19 protein-coding genes and 4 pseudogenes are annotated in these 19,126 nt (G+C 41.8%); 12 read left to right on the forward strand and 11 right to left on the reverse strand.

The window, feature by feature from the left end; translation table 11 throughout:
• Positions 1-65 precede the first annotated feature (65 nt).
• The 11 genes and pseudogenes from SD31_RS09615 to SD31_RS09665 all read right to left on the reverse strand — a co-directional run bounded on the left by SD31_RS09615 (position 66) and on the right by SD31_RS09665 (position 9,409).
• Positions 66-914: a WD40 repeat domain-containing protein gene (locus SD31_RS09615; protein WP_052258908.1), complete on the reverse strand. Its 849-nt coding sequence runs from the start codon at positions 912-914 to the stop codon at positions 66-68.
• Between the two features lie 153 nt (positions 915-1,067).
• Positions 1,068-1,653 (reverse strand): annotated as a pseudogene (hisIE, locus tag SD31_RS09620) (bifunctional phosphoribosyl-AMP cyclohydrolase/phosphoribosyl-ATP diphosphatase HisIE).
• A 56-nt stretch (positions 1,654-1,709) separates the two neighbouring features.
• Positions 1,710-2,463: pseudogene (gene hisF / locus SD31_RS09625) on the reverse strand (imidazole glycerol phosphate synthase subunit HisF).
• Between the two features lies 1 nt (position 2,464).
• The gene (locus SD31_RS09630) at positions 2,465-3,217 is read right to left on the reverse strand and encodes a HisA/HisF-related TIM barrel protein (RefSeq protein ID WP_039053972.1); all 753 of its coding nucleotides are present in this window, start codon (positions 3,215-3,217) and stop codon (positions 2,465-2,467) included.
• A gap of 13 nt (positions 3,218-3,230) precedes the next feature.
• Entirely contained in the window at positions 3,231-3,824 is a 594-nt protein-coding gene (gene hisH / locus SD31_RS09635) for an imidazole glycerol phosphate synthase subunit HisH (protein ID WP_039053973.1), read from the reverse strand.
• Between the two features lie 58 nt (positions 3,825-3,882).
• A pseudogene (gene hisB, locus SD31_RS09640) lies at positions 3,883-5,021 on the reverse strand (bifunctional histidinol-phosphatase/imidazoleglycerol-phosphate dehydratase HisB).
• 7 nt (positions 5,022-5,028) lie between these two features.
• Positions 5,029-6,082, reverse strand: a pseudogene (gene hisC, locus SD31_RS09645) (histidinol-phosphate transaminase).
• Positions 6,083-6,136: 54 nt separating this feature from the next.
• Positions 6,137-7,048 carry a ribonuclease Z gene (locus SD31_RS09650; RefSeq protein ID WP_039053974.1) on the reverse strand — a complete coding sequence of 304 codons (912 nt, stop codon included), beginning with the start codon at positions 7,046-7,048 and terminating at the stop codon, positions 6,137-6,139.
• A 3-nt stretch (positions 7,049-7,051) separates the two neighbouring features.
• The gene (locus SD31_RS09655; RefSeq protein WP_039053975.1) at positions 7,052-7,426 is read right to left on the reverse strand and encodes an STAS domain-containing protein; all 375 of its coding nucleotides are present in this window, start codon (positions 7,424-7,426) and stop codon (positions 7,052-7,054) included.
• Positions 7,427-7,453: 27 nt separating this feature from the next.
• On the reverse strand, positions 7,454-8,398 hold the full coding sequence (locus SD31_RS09660; RefSeq protein ID WP_039053976.1) for a phosphoribosylaminoimidazolesuccinocarboxamide synthase: 945 nt from the start codon (positions 8,396-8,398) through the stop codon (positions 7,454-7,456).
• Between the two features lie 42 nt (positions 8,399-8,440).
• Positions 8,441-9,409 carry a PhoH family protein gene (locus SD31_RS09665; protein WP_039053977.1) on the reverse strand — a complete coding sequence of 323 codons (969 nt, stop codon included), beginning with the start codon at positions 9,407-9,409 and terminating at the stop codon, positions 8,441-8,443.
• 241 nt (positions 9,410-9,650) lie between these two features.
• Between SD31_RS09665 and SD31_RS09670 the strand changes: the two genes are divergently transcribed.
• From SD31_RS09670 to SD31_RS09720, 12 genes are all read left to right on the forward strand, one after another.
• The gene (locus SD31_RS09670; RefSeq protein ID WP_039053978.1) at positions 9,651-10,433 is read left to right on the forward strand and encodes an S-adenosyl-l-methionine hydroxide adenosyltransferase family protein; all 783 of its coding nucleotides are present in this window, start codon (positions 9,651-9,653) and stop codon (positions 10,431-10,433) included.
• Positions 10,434-10,523: 90 nt separating this feature from the next.
• Entirely contained in the window at positions 10,524-11,039 is a 516-nt protein-coding gene (locus tag SD31_RS09675) for a hypothetical protein (RefSeq protein WP_052258910.1), read from the forward strand.
• Between the two features lie 58 nt (positions 11,040-11,097).
• A complete protein-coding gene (locus SD31_RS09680; protein WP_039053979.1) occupies positions 11,098-12,936 on the forward strand; it encodes an ABC transporter ATP-binding protein in 1,839 nt (612 codons plus the stop codon).
• Between the two features lie 96 nt (positions 12,937-13,032).
• A complete protein-coding gene (locus SD31_RS09685; protein ID WP_231561404.1) occupies positions 13,033-13,407 on the forward strand; it encodes a YtxH domain-containing protein in 375 nt (124 codons plus the stop codon).
• Positions 13,408-13,452: 45 nt separating this feature from the next.
• Positions 13,453-14,115, forward strand: coding sequence for a heme exporter protein CcmB (locus tag SD31_RS09690; RefSeq protein ID WP_039053980.1), 663 nt, complete (start codon positions 13,453-13,455; stop codon positions 14,113-14,115).
• Between the two features lie 13 nt (positions 14,116-14,128).
• Positions 14,129-14,794 (forward strand): cytochrome c biogenesis protein, encoded by a 666-nt coding sequence (gene ccsA, locus SD31_RS09695; RefSeq protein ID WP_039053981.1) that lies wholly within the window; start codon positions 14,129-14,131, stop codon positions 14,792-14,794.
• Positions 14,795-14,797: 3 nt separating this feature from the next.
• On the forward strand, positions 14,798-15,007 hold the full coding sequence (locus tag SD31_RS09700) for a CcmD family protein (RefSeq protein ID WP_039053982.1): 210 nt from the start codon (positions 14,798-14,800) through the stop codon (positions 15,005-15,007).
• A 27-nt stretch (positions 15,008-15,034) separates the two neighbouring features.
• Positions 15,035-15,967: a DUF6427 family protein gene (locus SD31_RS09705; RefSeq protein ID WP_231561405.1), complete on the forward strand. Its 933-nt coding sequence runs from the start codon at positions 15,035-15,037 to the stop codon at positions 15,965-15,967.
• A 225-nt stretch (positions 15,968-16,192) separates the two neighbouring features.
• Entirely contained in the window at positions 16,193-16,723 is a 531-nt protein-coding gene (locus SD31_RS15355; RefSeq protein ID WP_052258912.1) for a hypothetical protein, read from the forward strand.
• Between the two features lie 74 nt (positions 16,724-16,797).
• Positions 16,798-17,499 carry a hypothetical protein gene (locus SD31_RS15360; RefSeq protein ID WP_052258913.1) on the forward strand — a complete coding sequence of 234 codons (702 nt, stop codon included), beginning with the start codon at positions 16,798-16,800 and terminating at the stop codon, positions 17,497-17,499.
• Between the two features lie 86 nt (positions 17,500-17,585).
• The gene (locus tag SD31_RS19030) at positions 17,586-17,927 is read left to right on the forward strand and encodes a hypothetical protein (protein ID WP_231561407.1); all 342 of its coding nucleotides are present in this window, start codon (positions 17,586-17,588) and stop codon (positions 17,925-17,927) included.
• Between the two features lie 330 nt (positions 17,928-18,257).
• The coding region (locus tag SD31_RS09720; protein ID WP_039053986.1) for a SurA N-terminal domain-containing protein at positions 18,258-19,126 on the forward strand (869 nt) is incomplete at its 3' end.

Consider the following 19,126-nt stretch of genomic DNA (forward strand, 5'->3'; position numbering starts at 1 on the left):
CCAARTCAGCCATGACCCAAAGCTAGTAAAGCCTTTATCAACTTGTCATCTCCCGCGGTAATAATTCACCTTTTGACGTATTGGAAACAAGCTGTATTAATAGAAAGGTAATGGGAATCAATACCTCTGTCACGCGACAGATTCTTATGAAGCTGAAACTGCGTATCCCACACTTTTAATGTCTTGTCTCGGCTTACCGTCGCAAAAAGACCCTCATAAGGCAGTGGCACAATGCCATAAACCGTAAACATATGAGGTGTCACTTCCAACTTTTTGGACAGGTCCAATACATTCAGTCGATACATCTTGGCATCTCTCCCTCCGGAGAAAAGATCTTCTCCAACAAACGCAAGACTGGTAACAGGATGGGTATGCACCTTCGCAGAAATACGTAGATGATAATCGAGAAGGTCTAAAATATGTATCTCGCCCAGCTTATCGCCTAGAGCTACAATACCTTTTTCTTCATCAACAGCAGCACAGCGAACTGTAGTATTGGAGACGTTAAACGAATATAAAAGCTCAAAGCTTTCCAAACTCCATACATAGGCCTTACCGTATTCATCCACAGCCAGCAATTCATTTTTCGAAGGTATAGCCTTAGCCACAAAAACAGCACCCTGCTCTACCGTCAGCCTCGCCGCCAATGTGGGTTCCTCCTTACGGATGACCAAGATTCCTCCTGAACGTAAACAAGCTATCAGCAAATCACGATCCTCCAATACCGAAAGATGATACACCGAAGAGGGTACATTGCATAACACACGCTTGAACTGCAAACTGTCCAAATCCCACTCCACAATGCCTTTGTCGTTGCCTGCAGAGTATAAAGTATTCCGCTGTGTATCAACGGCAAGTGTATAAATGGGATTCTGATGTCCCGTTAAAGTTTTCGCGAGTGTTATGTCTATCATATGCTCAAAAAGATGTACTACGAAGATACGACACTTTTCGAAGATGACCGAAATGTTCGAAAGATATTACAAAAAGATTAAGAAGTAATGTAATAAAAAAAACAAAGCCGTCTACGTGTGTAGACAGCCCTATTTTTTCTGTTTATATTTAATTTACTGATGTCTACCTTCCAAATTTTTGGCGATAGCCTCCAAAGATAGTCCCTTCTCGCGCAACAAGACAATAAGGTGGAACAACAGGTCTGAAGCTTCGTTGATAAAGTCTTTTTCGGTTTCGTTCAATGCTGCTATAACAGTTTCCACAGCCTCTTCACCCACCTTTTGCGCAATCTTATTGATACCTCGCGTACGGAGACGGTTTACATACGATTCTTCTGTCGGAAACTCAAAACGGTTGTTGACGATACGTTCTAACTCAAACAGGAAATTCTGATTGTATTCTGTGTTAAAGCAGCTACGGGAACCGGTATGACAAGTAGGTCCAACCGGCTGTGCCTTAATCAATATGGTATCTTTATCACAGTCTATATGATAACTTTTTACCAAACAAAAAATTACCGCTTTCCTCACCCTTTGTCCACAACCTGTTTTTGGTTCTGGAGAAAAAAGTAACTTTCTTCTCCTCTTGTGTTTTCTGCCAAGCTTCTTCGTTCATATAACCCAACATCAACACTTCTAAGGTTTGATAATCTTGGACAATAACAGGAACTAACCCGTTTCCTTTTTCAAAATCTATCATGACTCTTTTGTTTTTGTCGTCAAGGAGAAAATTCTTCATTGACTATGGTTGAAGCATTATCTTACGATAATACCATTTTTTCGTAATGTTTCCTTAAGCTCCGGAATCAATATTTCCCCATAATGAAATACCGAAGCTGCCAATGCTGCATCTACATCGGCTATCTGGAAGGTATCTACAAAATGCTGCTGATTGCCGGCACCTCCCGACGCGATTAATGGAATATTGATGGAGTCATTTGATCTTTTTTAGAAGACCATTGTCAAAGCCATTTTTCGTGCCGTCATGGTCCATCGAGGTCAGCAATATCTCGCCAGCTCCACGACTTTCCGCTTCTTTTATCCAATTTTCTGTCTCGATATCCGTCTTATCACGGCCTCCACGTAAGTGAACATAATTTTTGCCGTCCACCAGACGCGTATCTACGGCCACCACGACAAACTGTGTTCCGAAAGCTTTTGCCAGATCGTCGATCAGCTGAGGGTTACGTACCGCCGCCGAGTTGATCGAGATCTTGTCCGCGCCGCTGTTCAGAAGAGTTTCCGCATCACGCATCTCGTTGATTCCTCCTCCTATCGTGAAGGGAATGTTCACCTGTCGAGCCACCGCCTTCACCAAGTCAATAGTGGTTTTACGCTTTTCGTGCGTCGCCGTGATATCCAAAAATACCAATTCGTCAGCTCCCTGTTGTGAATATTGCCAAGCCAGCTCTACAGGGTCTCCTGCGTCACGCAGATCCACGAAGTTCACCCCCTTGACGGTACGGCCGTCCTTGACATCCAAACAAGGTATGATACGTTTTGCCAGCATCTTAGAATTTGATTAATGTTTTCAAATTCCACTCCTTGATCTCTTCGATCGTAATTTTATTTTCGTAAATGGCTTTTCCCACGACTACAGACTCCATACGTCCCAAAGCGTCAAGTTCTTCAATGTCTTTCATCGATGAGATTCCACCCGAACCGATCAGCTTAATGATTGGGGAGTAGTCCAACAATTTTTTGTATAATTCCACACCGGCGCCGCCCAACTTTCCATCTTTGGAAATATCCGTACACAAAAAGCGGAAGAAGCCTAAGGTCAAGCATTTATCGATATACTCCATTAGTTTTACTGGAGAACTTTCCTGCCAGCCTGAGTATTTTATCACTTCATCCAACACGTCGATAGCTATCACGATATGGTCGGCATATTTCACAGGCCCCTTGTTCAGCGTTGCAAGCTCTTCTAAAAAAGAAGGGTTGGTGATGGCCTGGGTACCTACAATTACACGGTAGATTCCGGCATCGATAAGCTCCTTTACCTTTTCAATGCTGCGTACACCACCTCCATATTGTACCTTCATATCCGTTTTACGGATAATGTCAAAAAGGTATTCTTGATTAGAGAAATCTCCTTTGGCACCATTCAAATCGATGATGTGGACCAACTCCGTTCCGTTAGCGTAATAGTTGTTGATCTGTTCTACCAATGAAATATCATAAGTCGTTACGTCGTTATAGTTTCCTTCACGCAGACGAACTACCTTTTTGTCTAAAACATCAATCGCTGGAATGATATACATAGCTTATATATTTTTAGAATCTTGAAAAATTTAACAACAGTTGTTCCCCCAATTTACCCGACTTTTCGGGATGAAACTGCACTCCGAAAAAGTTATCTCGCTGAAAGGCTGCAGCAAAAGACACTGTATCATACGTACATGTTGCTGCAACTGTAGCTTCATCACGCTCTATATAATAAGAGTGTACGAAGTAAAAGTAACTATTATCAGGAATATCCTTAAAAAGAGGACTATTATTTTCTATACGAATGCTGTTCCAGCCCATGTGTGGAACTTTCGCTTGTATCCTCTTCCCGAAGTGTAACGTCCTGACAGGGAAAATATCCAACATGTCGGCATCACCTTCTTCAGAAAAGGCAGTCATCAGCTGCATACCCACACATATCCCCAGCACAGGCTTCTTCAATGAAAGAATAGTATCCACCAATCCCGTATCCTGCAGTTTTTTCATTGCAGCACCGGCATGTCCTACTCCCGGAATGATGATATGACTATATTTATCAAAATCTTCTTTGGTGTTAATCATTCCATGTTCTACACCGATTCTATCCAGTGCAGCTGTCAATGAAAATATATTTCCTGCTCCGTAGTTTACTATTCCTATCATATTACAGAATGGTACTAGGTCAAATAAATTATCTTACCTGACCCGGATTTCTAAATTATTACAAAACACCTTTAGTACTTGGCAACTGCATATTATCGGCATCACGACGTACAGCCTTCTTGATTGCCTTGGCAAAAGCTTTGAAGATAGACTCTATTTTGTGATGCTCATTGTCGCCTTCCGCTTTGATGTTTAGGTTGCATTTTGCTGCATCGGAAAAAGATTTGAAAAAGTGGAAGAACATCTCTGTAGGCATGTCTCCGATTTTTTCACGTCGGAATTCTGCATCCCACACAATCCAGTTACGGCCTCCGAAGTCCAAAGCGACTTGTGCCAGACAGTCATCCATCGGCAATGTAAAGCTGTAACGCTCTATACCACGCTTGTCACCTAGCACTTTCAAGAATATTTCTCCCAAGCTATGCCCGTGTCTTCTATAGTGTGATGCTCATCGATATGCAGGTCTCCTTTTGTTTTGATGGTGAGATCCAAAGCGCCATGTCGTGCAATCTGATCCAGCATGTGGTCAAAGAAAGGTAGCCCCGTATCGATATCAGCCTTACCCGAACCATCCAGATTCAATTTGATATATATATCTGTCTCGTTGGTCTTGCGGTGATGTTCACCAGTACGTGTTCCCAGCTTCAGATATTCATAAATAGCCTTCCAGTCCGATGTCTGCAGAGCTATGACCTCTTCGGAAAATTCTACACCTTCATTTTGGCCTAGCTCGTCGTTGTTGCGCAGCCAAATGGCTTTAGCACCTAAATTCTGTGCCAGCCTTACATCATTCACACGGTCGCCAATGACAAAGGACTCCGCTAAATTGTATTGGGTAGTGTCGAAATATTCCTGCAACATTCCTACTCCCGGTTTGCGGGTAGGGGCATTCTCATGCGGGAAAGTGCGATCGATATGTTCTTTGGCAAAGACCACTCCCTCTCCCTTGAATGTATCTATCACAAAATGATGTACGGGCCAAAAGTTCTCCTCAGGATGTGAGGCAGTACCTAAACCATCCTGATTGGATACCAACACCAATTCAAAATCCAGTTCCTTGGCTATACGCGGTAAATATTGCAAAGCTCCAGGATAAAATTTCAACTTAGCAAAAGAATCTATTTGTTGATCTTCAGGCTCCAAGATTAAGGTTCCATCTCTATCAATAAATAAAACTCTTTTAATCAAATCTGCCATGTCTAGATTATATATAAAATTGCTTAATAGCTTCTATCAATTTAACATTCTCATCGCCGGTACCTACAGTAATACGGAGACAACCCTCACAAAGTTCTACCTTCGAACGGTCTCGCACGATGATACCTCTACTTACTAAAAAGTTATACAGCTCACGAGGTTCTTCCAGCTTCACCAAGATAAAGTTAGCATCGGAAGGAGTAATATGATGTACTTGTTCAATAGTCGAAAGTGCGGTAACCAGGTTTTCGCGTTCCGCTACCGTCTCTTTAATCCAAGCATTGACCTGATCCACATTTTCCAAGGCTTCCAACACCAAATCCTGCGTAGCCTGATTGATGTTGTAAGGAGGCTTGATCTTATTGAAAATCAGCGATAATATCTTTGCTGGCAAAAGCCATTCCCAGACGCAGCGCCGCCAAGCCCCATGCCTTAGAGAGTGTTTGCAAAATCACCAAATTCGGATACTCGGCAAGTTCTTGGGTAAAGGAACGTTGCTTCGAAAAGTTGATATACGCTTCGTCGATGACGACAATACCCTTGAAATTCACCAAAATGGTTTCTATATCCTTACGGTGAATGCTATTACCTGTAGGGTTGTTTGGCGAACAGATAAAAATCAGCTTGGTATTCTCATCCACCGCTGCAGCAATGCCATCTAAATCCAGCTGATAGTCCGAAGTAAGGTTAACCTTTCGGACTTCCACATCATTGATGTTGGCAGACACCTCATACATGCCGTAGGTAGGAGGAACTAGAATAACATTATCACCCCCCGGACGGCAGAAAGCTCTGAACAGAATATCTATAGCCTCGTCGCTACCATTTCCTAAGAAAATATTTTCTGAAGGAACACCTTTAATCTTCGAAAGCTTGCTTTTAACTTGATGCTGCAATGGATCCGGATAGCGGTTGTATGCATGGGATAGCGGTGAACCGAAAGCATTTTCATTGGCATCCAACAGCACTGATGCTTCACCCTTGAACTCATCGCGAGCAGAAGAATATGGGACCAACTTTTTGATATTGTCCCGTAAAAGATTTTCTAAGTTAAAAGACATAATTAGAGCCTGTTAAAATTAAGGCGTAAATATGAGGAAAATTACACAAAAACACTAAACTTTATACCATTTTCCTTCAAAACTCAACTCTGTATTGACAAATTCTAATTGTGCTTCTTCGAGTAAAGGAGTAAGATCTTTATATCTTGCCGAATAATGCCCTAGCAGCAGCTTCTTGGCTTCGACCTGTCTAGCCACCATCCCTGCCTCCTTGCAGGTAGAGTGACACGTCTCTTCCGCCCTGTCTACCAGCTCATGCAGAAAGGTGCTTTCATGGTACAGCAAGTCCACGCCGCGAATGCTGTCTACATACTTTTCAAAGGCTCGGGTGTCCGAACAGTAAGCATAGCTTCGTGATGCCGGAGCTGGCATTGTAAGTTCGGCAGCCTTGTAAACCGTGCCATCCACATCTACACAGTCTATGCCGCGCTTGAGCATCCCGAAGAAAACTTTGGGAATGTTCAGCTTTTCAATTTTCTCGCGAATCAGAGATGCAGAACGTGGTCCTTCATCAAAACGAAAGCCGGTCGTCGGAACGCGGTGTTTCAACGGGAATGAGCGCACTGTAAGTTTTTCACTCCGATAAAGGACTTCCTCCTGGTCGGGATTGGTGGGCTGAAAAATAAGATTATATTGAAGGCGTGTATCCGAATACTTCAATTGCAGATTGATAATATCTATCAACACGGATGGGCCATAGAGATGAAGGTCTGCCGTCCGTCCATGCAGGTTCATCGACGAGAGAAGACCTATAAGTCCGAGATAATGGTCACCATGAAGATGGCTGATAAAAATATGAGAAATTTTGTTACTCTTGACCCCATAGCGATGCATCTGCATCTGGGTTCCTTCTCCACAGTCAATCAGAAAATACTGTTCATTGAAATTTATTATTTGGGCTGTGGGATGTCTTTCAAAGATAGGCGTTGCCGAACTGTTGCCCAAAATCAAAACTTCAAACCTCATAAACTATTCTCCCCCCAAAAGATCGCGATGCAACTCGTTCCCGAAAATCATATCTTCAGCATCCGACAAAGATGGTAGAATAGTAAAATGTTTGTCCAGATGTAAGACCTTCAGCAACTCTTCAACCTCTTTATTAATATGAACGATGATAAAAAGACCTCCCGCAGCTTTGCAAAGTCTGTGCGCCAGGAGGCCCATTCTTAATCCTTCTTCCGTAATTCGCTGAACTTGATTGAGGTCCAACACAATATTACGCTGTCCTGCGGTATTGCGCAGCATAAACTCACCTTTCAAAAAATTGGCAGCTTCGCCGTCTATCAATTCGCGCAAAGGTTCTATAACAACATACCTTTCATGCTTATCTATTGTGTATCTCATAATTCAGCTTACATTTAAGTTAATAGTTTATAAATTGGCCAAGGCCTTATTAATATTGGATTCCACACGCGCTAATACATCACCCTCTTCAGGATATTGGAATTTTTCGCCCGTAATATGTTCGTACAATTCGATGTAGCGCTCCGAAATAGATTGAATGATTTCATCTGTCATTTCAGGTACTTGCTGTCCTTCTTTCCCTTGGAAACCGTTTTCAATAAGCCATTGACGAACGAACTCCTTCGACAGCTGTCGCTGTGGCTCTCCTTTGGCCTGTCTTTCTTCATAGCCTTCTAGATAGAAATAGCGAGAAGAATCCGGCGTATGGATTTCGTCCATCAAATAAATTTGACCGTCTTTCTTTCCGAATTCGTACTTGGTATCTACCAAAATCAAGCCACGTTCTTTAGCAATTTCGGTACCTCTCTGGAATAAGGCATGTGCATATTTTTCTAACTGCTCGTAATCTTCTTTACTTACAATACCACGAGCGATGATTTCTTCTTTGGAGATATCTTCGTCGTGCCCTACGTCAGCTTTTGTCGTAGGCGTAATGATAGGTTCCGGTAGCTTGTCATTTTCTTTCAATCCTTCTGGAAGTGTAACCCCACATAGCACACGCCCTCCGTCGCGATAGGTACGCCAAGCATGTCCCGAAAGGTAGCCGCGGATCACCATTTCCACCTTGAAAGGTTCACACAGATGTCCTACCGTCACCGAAGGATCCGGCACGGAAATCACCCAGTTCGGTAGTATATCTTCCGTAGCTTTCAAAAATTTTGCTGCTATCTGATTCAACACCTGCCCTTTATAAGGAATAGGCTTTGGCAATACCACATCGAAAGCCGATATACGGTCCGAAGCGACCATCACCAAGTACTGATTGTCAATAGTATAAACGTCTCTTACTTTTCCTCTGTAAAATGCTGTTTGCTTCTCAAACGTAAAGTTGGTTTCCTTAATTGCGCTCATATTTTTTGTTATGACACCCTTGTGTCTTTATATACTATTTTTCTATTTATTCAAATCTCCGTATGCTTCGAGGATACGTTTTACAAGCTTGTGGCGCACCACATCCCCTCCTGTCAGATATACTATATCAATGCCTTCAATATTGTCTAGGATCTTTATCGCCGTAGCCAATCCAGACTGATTTTTCTTAGGCAAATCGACCTGCGTAAGGTCCCCTGTTACGATGAATTTGGCAGAAGGCCCCATACGGGTCAAGAACATCTTGAGCTGCATATCTGTAGCGTTCTGCGCCTCATCCAATATCACGAAACAGTTGTCCAAGGTACGACCACGCATGAATGCCAGTGGTGCTACCTCTATGGTCCTGTTTTCAAGATATCCTTTAAGCTTTTCAGCTGGAATCATGTCGTCCAAAGCATCATATAGAGGACGAAGATATGGATCCACCTTCTCTTTAAGGTCGCCTGGTAGAAAGCCTAAATTTTCACCGGCCTCCACGGCAGGGCGTGTCAATATAATCCTTTTGATTTCCTTATTTCGCAAAGCTCTCACTGCCAAGGCTACCGCAGTATAGGTCTTTCCGGTACCCGCAGGTCCTATGGCAAAAAGTATATCATTTTTATTTATACTTTCCACCATCTTGCGCTGATTCGGTGTGCGTGCACGCACAATCAGGCCGTTAGGTCCGTAGACTATAGGCTCCCCTTTCGCTGTAGATGAAGCTTCTATCTTCTCCTTCTTGGCAACTTCTCCCTTCATCTGGCCTCCGAGAAACTCCTCCAGCTGCATGGACTCTATATTGTCAAATTTGGAGACATGATCAAGAATGTCGGAAAACTTGCTTTCAAACGCTTTTTGCTCTGCCTCTTCCCCAAGCACCTTAAGCTCCGTACCTCGAGCTATTAAACGCAGCTTTGGAAATCTGGACTTGATGAATTCAAAATTCTCATTCTGTGCTCCCCACAAAGCGACAAGATTGACATTCTCTAAATTTACTACTAATTCACTCAAATTTTCTTTCTTTTATATGTTTTAACTTTTAACAAATTTCAATCTTTCGAGGAATATATTTCCTTCTTCCTAACAAAAATACAAACTAATATTCTGACTGTCACTAATTCCAAAAAAAATCATTATTTTAAACACAATAAAGACATTCGACAAAGGGTATTTTCTTACCTTTGTATTCGTTTTTCGGGATAATATTAAGGAATAGCATAGTTGCGTTCATCTTACGCACTAACAATAAAAAATGAGTGTAATTACGTTAACAACTGATCTTGGGTATCGCGACTTTTATCAAGCGGCACTTAAAGGAAGCATTATTTCCTTGCTTCCTGATGTGAGATTGGTAGACATTACTCATGAAATCCCTTCCTTCAACATACAGCATGCAGCATTTGTTTTGCAAAATGCTTACCACTACTTCCCAAAAAACACAGTACACCTTATCGGTATAGACACTGTGTTTCAAGAAGGGAACCGCTATATCGCCATGAAATATGACGGCCATTATTTCGTTGGGGCGGACAATGGCATTTTCAGCATTATCCTCGGCGAAAACAAACCGGAAGATTTAGTAGAAATCGAGCTGATGCAAGACCTTCGATTCCTACACTTCCCCCTGGCAGACATATTGGTGAAAGCAGCCTGTCACATTGCCTCCGGCAAAGACATAAAAGAGCTGGGCCCCGCCATTGAATCCCCAGTGCAGAAGGTTACTCTGCTCCCTATTATCGAGGGAAACATCATCAAAGGTCACGTGTCCTACATCGACTCTTTTGGCAATGTAATCAGCAATATCAGCAAAGAGTTATTCAACCAAGTGCAGCGAGGACGTAACTTCATCCTCCACTTCAAACGCAACGAAACCATCAACAAGATGAGCTGGCACTATAATGAAGTGGCAGAAGGAGAAAAACTGTGTCTCTTCGGCATCTCCAACTATCTTGAAATAGCCATCAACAAAGGTAACGCCAGCAGCCTGCTAGGTCTCTACCCGGACGAAACTATTATGGTGGAGTTTATCGACTAGCTTTATAATTAAACGAAAAAGAGTATTTTTAGTCTTATGTCCATCAACAGCAGACAAATGAGACTAAGACTAACATTCCTTTTTCTATTCTTGTGGGGATTAACTCTACAAAATTATGCTCACACGTCATCGGACAGCATCAATGCTTTCGAAGATCAACGTCAGCGTGTGAACCAACTCCTAAATGAGCGGAGCCGTAAATTTGGCGAATATGACGAATCCTTGAAACAGAAAACAGGTATCTTCGGCTTATTCAAGTCAAAAGGAGATATGCAACGCTCCATAGATATTCTTAAAGAAATAGTCATCAATGACAACAACATTTTTATCGAAACAAGAAAGCTGCTAGACCTTAAAGACAGCGAACGCGAACGCTACCAACGTATGGCCACAGAATACGACCAACAGGTAACGGCATATATGAAGACTATCAGCAAACTGCAGCAGGAAAACGAAAGACTCAAAGAGAAAATAAATACCTTGGAACAGGAAGAACACCAAAGCAGCTCCTATCTTTCCTTATTTATCTTTGTAACATTAGTGTTGATAGGTATTATTATCTACCTTTATACACGTCTTAGAGCAAAAAATGTGACGAAAGTTTGATAGCATCCTAGGCGATTATATGTACCTTTGTCGCCTATTAAGGACTAAGTTGACGAAAATGGCAAGACCGAGATTGAATAGTGGCGATTCGCATGCTGAAGAATTACCAAAACCAAAGATTAACAAGGAACTTCTTAAGAAAGCATTAGAAATCTTCTCGTACCTGACGCCTTATAAAACCAAATTTGTGGTAGGCATGGTATTTTTGGTATTGTCGAGCTTAACGATGCTTACCCTTCCTGCCCTTTTAGGTGCTATGATAGACGCTTCGCAGGGTAAGCAGACCTATCCTTGGCTAGAACCTAGCGTCTTTTATATAGGGTTGGTGGCACTGTGTATACTTTTGTTCCAATCGATCATGTCTTTTTTCCGCATCCGTCTTTTTGTAGAAATTTCTGAAAAAGCCCTTGCCAACATACGTCGTGATTCCTACCTCAAACTTATCGCTCTCCCTGTAGACTTCTTTGCCAACAGAAGAGTGGGCGAGCTCAACAGCAGACTCTCGGCCGACCTTTCCCAAATCCAGGACACGCTCACCACAACATTGGCTGAGATGATACGTCAGACTATCAGCCTCACCATCGGCGTCCTGCTCTTAATCTGGGTATCGCCGAAATTGGCTCTAATGAATCTCAGTATACTCCCTATCCTTATCGTCTGCGCCATCTTTTTCGGAAGATTTATCCGCAATCTGTCACGAAAAACACAGGATCAGCTTGCTGACTCCAACAGCATTGTACAAGAAACATTGTTAGGCATCACCAATGTCAAAGCTTTTGTAAACGAATATTACGAAGCACAGCGCTACGGCAAAAAGCTGGACAATGTAGTCAAACTAGCTATCAAAGGTGCTACCTTCCGTGGACTTTTTGCTTCCTTCATCATCTTCTGTATCTTCGGAGCAGTCATTGCTGTAATATGGTATGGGGCCTCCCTAGTATCTAGCGGGGAGATTTCCGTAGGAGATCTTACCACCTACATCCTCTATTCCATGTTTGTCGCCGGATCTATGGGAAGCTTTCCTGAGCTGTATGCCAGTGTACAACGCGCCTTAGGAGCCAGCGAAAGGGTCATCGAAATTCTTAACGAAACAACAGAAGACATCACCATCGATGAAAGCAATAAAGATATCGTAAAACGCATTAAGGGAAAGCTTACTTTCCAGGATGTACATTTTGCTTACCCGTCAAGACCGGACATCAATATTCTTAAAGGTATTTCCTTCAGTGCCAAGGCCGGAGAAAAAATTGCCATCGTAGGACCTTCGGGGGCCGGCAAGTCTACCTTAGCATCTCTCATCTTACAGTTCTACAAACCTAGCAAAGGACATATCTATTACGACGATATCGAAGCCTCACAATACTCCTTGACAGATATCCGTAATCAGGTGGCCATAGTACCGCAAGATGTCCTTCTTTTCGGCGGCACCATACGTGAAAACATTAACTACGGACGTCTGGAAGCCGACCCTGAAAGCATCATCGAAGCAGCGAAAAGAGCTAATGCCCATGACTTTATCATGAGCTTCCCAGAAGGTTATGATACCGTAGTAGGTGAACGAGGTGTAAAGCTCTCCGGAGGACAACGCCAGCGCATCGCCATTGCAAGAGCGCTTTTGAAAGACCCTTCCATCCTTATCCTCGATGAGGCTACCTCCGCATTGGATTCCGAGTCGGAACGCCTCGTGCAGGAAGCATTGGAAGAGCTCATGAAAAACCGAACTTCTATCATCATTGCGCACCGGCTTTCAACCATTAAAAGTGCAGACAACATTATCGTCATAGAAGATGGCGTTGTAGCTGAAAGCGGTAGCCATGAACAGCTGCTGGCCAAAGGATCAGGCTTATATCACCATCTCTACACCCTACAATCTTCACAAAAAATAGGAGAAGGCTAAGTCCATCTCTTCCAAAAGGGAAAAACTTTTTGGAATGATACTTGTTTAGTATAAATACTGATTAATAGAATTTTATATTAAACAAAATCGAATATTATGAAAAATAGAAATGGATTAGTAGCGTTCGCATTGTTAGGTTTAGCAGTAGGTACTGCGGCATATTATTTATTGGCAACAGAAGATGGCAAAAAGACATTGGACAAAGCCAATTCAGGGATTAAAGACTTAACCAAGTCGTTAAAAGATATTTCCAAAAAAGAATCTAAAAGAGCGGCTAAGTTGGCAGCAAAATCAAAAGAAGAGCTGGAGAAATTAACGGCAAAAGCTAAAGATGTAAGTAAGGACGTCATCGATAAAATGTCAAGCAAAGCATCAAATTGGGCTCAGAAAGCTTCAGAAGCAGCCAACGACATTACCTATCAGGCAGAAGACATCGCCGACAAAGCAAAATCTGAAATTTCTAAAGCCTAACTTAAATCAAAGTTCCTTTTTCAAAATTGTGTATCTTTGTCGCACATGAATCTTTTGAAAGAGGTCAAAACGTTAGTCCACAAGGATTTAATTTTAGAATGGCGTTCCAAACATGCTATCAACAGCATTATATTATATGTAGTGTCTACAGTCTTCGTATGTTATCAGGCATTCAAGACTGTAGATGACACATTAATGTGGAATGCTCTGTTTTGGATTATCCTTCTTTTCGCTTCCATCAATGCCATAAGCCGCTCGTTTGTTCAGGAGAGCCAATATCGGCTTCTTTACTATTACGCTATCACGAGTCCTAAGGCTATCATCCTCTCCAAAATCATTTACAACACCTTGCTGATGATCCTTCTTTCGGTCATCGCCTACGTCACCTACTCCCTTATCTTCAAAAATCCCGTAGGAGATCCTTTGCTTTATTTCGTGGCAGTACTGCTAGGAAGTATAAGCTTCGCAACGGTATTTACTATGGTTTCAGGAATCAGCTCCAAAACAGGCAACAACAGTACAATCATGGCTATTCTGGCCTTCCCCGTAATTATTCCTTTACTTATTGTGCTGATTAAGCTAGCTAATAATGCTTTGCAAGGCTTGGACCGCAGCATAAGTTTCAGCGAAATTGCCGTCCTGCTTGCAATTAATGTCATAACTATTACCATATCTTTATTGTTATTTCCGTACCTTTGGAGGGATTAAATTTTTAGCTGAAATGAGAAAAAATTGGTGGAAAGTTCTTGCTGCAGTGATGATTTGTTCAACCATTGTTGCAGGAATAATGGGACCGGTGCCAGAGCTGTATATATTGCACGAATCCATCCGTAATGTATACTTCCACGTACCTATGTGGTTTACCATGCTGACGCTGTATTTAATTTCCGTCATATACAGCATCAAATACCTTAACGGAGGAAAGATGGAGCACGACACCATGGCTGTGGAAGCCGTAAACACGGGTATCGTTTTTTGCTTCTTCGGCTTGTTGACAGGTATGCAATGGGCCAACATCACTTGGGGAGAACCTTGGCCTAACGACCCTAAACTCAATGGATCGGCCATAGCCACGTTGATGTACTTAGCGTATCTGGTGTTACGTAATGCACTGGAAGAAGAGCAAAAAAGAGCAAAAATATCTGCTGTGTACAACATCTTTGCCTTCCCCATCATGGTGGTACTGTTGTATATCTTACCAAAACTTACAGACTCTTTACACCCGGGCAGCGGCGGAAATTCTACCTTCGGTGACCTAGATATGGACAACAATATGCGTCCAGTGTTCTATACTGCCGTGATAGGATGGATACTCACTGGCGTGTGGGTATTAACTTTACGTTTTAGATTGCGTCTTTTAGAAAACAAAGCAAATAAAATTCAATAAGCGATGAAAAAATTATCTCTTGCATGGGCTTTAATGCTGTTCAACATATGTGCTGCTTTTGCGCAAGACAACAACACCGTGGAGATGGCTACCGGTCTAAGAAGCTCCGGTAAGATTTGGGTAGTGGTATGCGTTATCCTTACCATCGTTATCGGCATGTACATATTTTTGTTTACCATAGACAGAAGAATAAAGAAATTGGAAGACAAATAGTCTTTCAGTTTTATTTGAAAAAGCACTATGATCATAAACCAACTCAGAAAATTTACGCCTATCAACATCTTTTGGGTATGTGTGATAGGTACTTTTTTGTGTTTGGGAGCCTTTTTACATCTGCCGGAGCAGCTGCAGCCCTTTTTTCTGGAGCCGGCTGTGGACAACCTGTTAAACATTTCTTTTGGAAAGAACCTTTCTCCACAGTCCAACGTCATCATCACGCTTATACTGACGTTGCTGCAGGCATTTTTCTTAAACCGGATTATCAACCATTACAACTTTCTGGGGAAGCCTTCCTTCCTGACCGCACTACTCTTTATGACGTTGGTCAGCGTGTTCCTTCCCTTCCTAATCCTGTCACCTACGCTGTTGTGTAATTTCATCACCATATGGATGCTGGATAAGCTATTCAACATTTATAAACAACCGGATGTAAAGTTACTCATGTTCGATCTGGGCATGATCGTTGCCGTCGGAAGCCTGATATACTTCCCGTTTATTGTCATGCTTTTACTGCTGTGGATAGCTTTAATCGTATTCCGTCCTTTTATCTGGAGAGAATGGATAACTCCGATCCTGGGATTCGGCGTAGTTTATTTTCTGCTGGGAGTAGTTTATTATTGGTATGATCGCTTTGAAGAGTTTTTAGCTATCTTCAAGCCTTTCGCTAATCCCTTACCTACAGGACTGAACGTAGACTATCACGACTATCTGGTTCTTATACCATTGGTAATCGCCATGTTTTTGTTCCTGCTAGTTATCAAGGAACAATATTTTCGTAGTATCATTCTATCTACGCAAATCTTTTCAGCTGCTTTTTTACATGCTGATACTTATTGGAGCATCTTTTTATCTGAACGAGAAGATAAATATCAATCATTTCTTGCTCTGTGCTCCACCCTTAGCTATTTATCTGGCTTATTATTTTTCTTATGCCAAGATAAAATGGCTTTATGAAGGAATATATGTAGTCATTATACTGACCATTTTATATTTTCAATTTATGTAAAAAACTAATTTATAAACGATTAACCTTTTTTAACAAAATTGACTAAGGTATTCGTAGAAAAATAGATAGTTTTGTATCAAATAAAAAAGTTAGTAATATTATTGGCCTAACACGGTAAAATATAATCCCATAATAGGATTCGAAATAAATATATGTATAGACAGTCAAATATATTGAGTGCCAAAAAAGCGATAAAATGGATTCTGGGGACAGCACTGCTGTGTTCTGCATCTTCTATTCAAGCACAGGAAACCACTTCCCACTCCCCATATTCTAAATTCGGTATAGGACAGATGCGCGAAGACCTGCTGCCACAGACCCGATCTATGGGAGGAATTTCAGCAGCAGTAAGATATCAAGCCGGATTGCCTGTACTTAACGTAGCCAATCCAGCAAGTTATTCAGCGCTCAATAGAACCATACTCGATGCGGGATTATATGGCAATATCACACAACTTACAAAAAATTCAGCATCCGATAATACGGCCGACTTTGCATTTTCGCATTTCGGCTATGCTTTCTCCATAGCGCGTAACCACGGCGTGGCCTTCGGTCTGATGCCTTATTCGGACATAGGCTACAACAAAACGGAGTATAAAACAAACGGATCTATAAGTAACAAAACAGACTTCTTACGGAGAAGGAGGACTGAATCAAAGCGTTTGTTGGCTACGGCTTCTCTCCTTTCAAAGGGCTTAGCATAGGTGGTAATGCGGGATTCCTATTCGGTGAGCTGAAAGATAACCTTTCCGTAACATTCCCTGACGACTACGAAGCGTTGAACACCAAACTGCAAGAAACACGCCTTATCCGCGGTCTTACTGTAGATTACGGCGTACAGTATTCTTTGGCGGTCAGCCGAAAACATAACCTCACCATAGGCTATTCAGGATCGCTGAACAATACCGTGAAAGAAACTACGTCACAGCTCATAACTCGTACCCAGCCTTCACTGGATCCGGACTACGAAAATGTGCCGTTGGACTCTTTGCCACAGGCACCAGCAACAAAACGCAACATCAACTTACCACTGAAGCATAATGTAGGAATCACCCTATCTAAAGGCTACTCTTGGATGATCGGTGCTGACTTCAAATATGCAGACTGGTCATATTACCAAACCCGTGTCGGCGAAAATGCCTTAGGAAAAAATTACGGGTTTGCCATTGGAGGTCAGTTTAAGCCGGACCCTACCTCCCTTAAATACTGGGATATCGTAGACTATAGATTAGGATTCCGATATAATCAGGGACATATCACTACGTCTCAACAGCGCATCAACGATATGGCCATTACCGTAGGCTTAGGATTGCCTCTTCCAGAGACCAACTTCGGTAGAACTTCTTCTCGAATCAATATCTCGGCAGAGATTGGGCAGCAAGGTACATTGCGTAACAACCTTGTAAGAGAGCGTTACATTAACATCAACATTGGATTCAACATCAATGACCTTTGGTTCCAAAGAAGAAGTTATGATTAACAGCATGTATATACGCAAACATATTGCACCCCTATTATCATTCAGCATAATAGGGCTTTTATTATTTACGGCCTGTGAAAATGAACATGAAAGATATCAAGGCCATAGAAAACATACAGGCTGAAGAGGCGGTGGACACCTACAAAGATGTGCGTATAATCTATAGCGATTCGGCCATCGTCAAAGCCCAGCTCACAGGTCCTGAAATGAAAATCTATCACGACACAACAGCTGGACGAAACAATAATTACGAATTCGAAAAAGGATTACAGATTATCTTCTTCGACGAACAAGGTAAAGAAACACAACGTATAAAGTCGGATTACGGCATACAGAAGACCAAAGAAGGAATCACCGAATTCCATAAGAACGTGGTCATCACTATGGCCGACGGCTCTATCATCAAGTCGGAAGAAATCATCATATGACGAAAACCAAAAGATATATTACAATAATGCACCTATCACCTTCGAATTCAAAGACAACCGTGGTAGTTTCCAAGCCTCGTCATTCCGTTCGGACTTGGATTTTCGCAATATAGAAGCACAGGAAATGTCAGGTTTCTATATTCCTTCAAACAAAAGTGCCTTGCCTAGTTTCGGCCAATAAAATTATAACCTAAAAAAAAGAAATAACACTTTTGGAATTAGCATATATTTTATATGCTTTTTTTTTTATAAAAATTGTATCTTGCGCCTTGTTAAAAAAAACAAGTCAATTTAAATAACTAAAGAACACATAAATACAATTTACGAAATATGGGATTAATGGGTAATTTGCGTAACCGTGCGGGATTAGTGATCATCGTCATCGGTTTAGCAATTCTTGCGTTTTTATTAGGAGATGCTTTACAATCGGGAGTACCTCTATGGGCTAAATCACAAAATCAGGTAGGTAACATTAATGGCAGAAGCATTGACTACAATGAATTCAATGCCATGGTAGAACAAACTGCCTTAAACTACCAACAACAAATGGGAGGAGTAGAAACTCCACAGCTCAAAAATTTCGCTGTTCAACAAGTTTGGAATCAGATGGTTTCGCAAGAATTGTTGAACGCTGAAATCGAAAAAATCGGAATTACTGTAGGCAAAAATGAATTCAACGATTTGATCACCGGTCCTAACCCAGCTCAACAAATCGTACAGACATTCACTAACCCTCAGACAGGAGCTTTCGACAGAAATTACTTGTCGCAAGTAATCACTGAAGCAAAAAACAACCCTCAAGTTCGTCAACAATGGGATGCTATGCTAGAGCAAATCCGCTCGCAACGTCTTGCAGAGAAATACTCTACCCTAGTAGCATCATCACTATATGTTACTGCATTGGAAGCTCAAGATGAATACACCGCCAAAAATAAATTGGCGAACTTCAAATACGTATTACTTGACTATTCATCAGTAAACGATGCAGACATCAAACTAACCGATGCAGACTACAAAGAATATTACAACAAATACAAAAACTTATTCAGAAATGAAGAAGAAACTCGCACCGTAGACTACATCCTTATCGATGCGAGACCAAGTTCAAAAGATACTGCAGCTACATTGGCTAATATCCAAAACTTGAAAACACAATTAGCGGCATCAACCAACGACTCTACTTTCGTATCCGTAAATGC

The organism is Sphingobacterium sp. T2 (genome assembly GCF_000814685.1).
In the GTDB taxonomy this organism is placed as follows: domain Bacteria; phylum Bacteroidota; class Bacteroidia; order Sphingobacteriales; family Sphingobacteriaceae; genus Sphingobacterium; species Sphingobacterium thermophilum.

Bases quoted from the DNA above. Each gene is read 5' to 3' on its own strand.
- SD31_RS09615 (WP_052258908.1), bottom strand. From the start codon at position 914: ATGATAGACATAACACTCGCGAAAACTTTAACGGGACATCAGAATCCC.
- SD31_RS09630 (WP_039053972.1), bottom strand. From the start codon at position 3,217: ATGTATATCATTCCAGCGATTGATGTTTTAGACAAAAAGGTAGTTCGT.
- hisH (WP_039053973.1), bottom strand. From the start codon at position 3,824: ATGATAGGAATAGTAAACTACGGAGCAGGAAATATATTTTCATTGACA.
- SD31_RS09650 (WP_039053974.1), bottom strand. From the start codon at position 7,048: ATGAGGTTTGAAGTTTTGATTTTGGGCAACAGTTCGGCAACGCCTATC.
- SD31_RS09655 (WP_039053975.1), bottom strand. From the start codon at position 7,426: ATGAGATACACAATAGATAAGCATGAAAGGTATGTTGTTATAGAACCT.
- SD31_RS09660 (WP_039053976.1), bottom strand. From the start codon at position 8,398: ATGAGCGCAATTAAGGAAACCAACTTTACGTTTGAGAAGCAAACAGCA.
- SD31_RS09670 (WP_039053978.1), top strand. From the start codon at position 9,651: ATGAGTGTAATTACGTTAACAACTGATCTTGGGTATCGCGACTTTTAT.
- SD31_RS09680 (WP_039053979.1), top strand. From the start codon at position 11,098: ATGGCAAGACCGAGATTGAATAGTGGCGATTCGCATGCTGAAGAATTA.
- SD31_RS09685 (WP_231561404.1), top strand. From the start codon at position 13,033: ATGAAAAATAGAAATGGATTAGTAGCGTTCGCATTGTTAGGTTTAGCA.
- SD31_RS09690 (WP_039053980.1), top strand. From the start codon at position 13,453: ATGAATCTTTTGAAAGAGGTCAAAACGTTAGTCCACAAGGATTTAATT.
- ccsA (WP_039053981.1), top strand. From the start codon at position 14,129: ATGAGAAAAAATTGGTGGAAAGTTCTTGCTGCAGTGATGATTTGTTCA.
- SD31_RS09700 (WP_039053982.1), top strand. From the start codon at position 14,798: ATGAAAAAATTATCTCTTGCATGGGCTTTAATGCTGTTCAACATATGT.
- SD31_RS09705 (WP_231561405.1), top strand. From the start codon at position 15,035: ATGATCATAAACCAACTCAGAAAATTTACGCCTATCAACATCTTTTGG.
- SD31_RS19030 (WP_231561407.1), top strand. From the start codon at position 17,586: ATGAAAGATATCAAGGCCATAGAAAACATACAGGCTGAAGAGGCGGTG.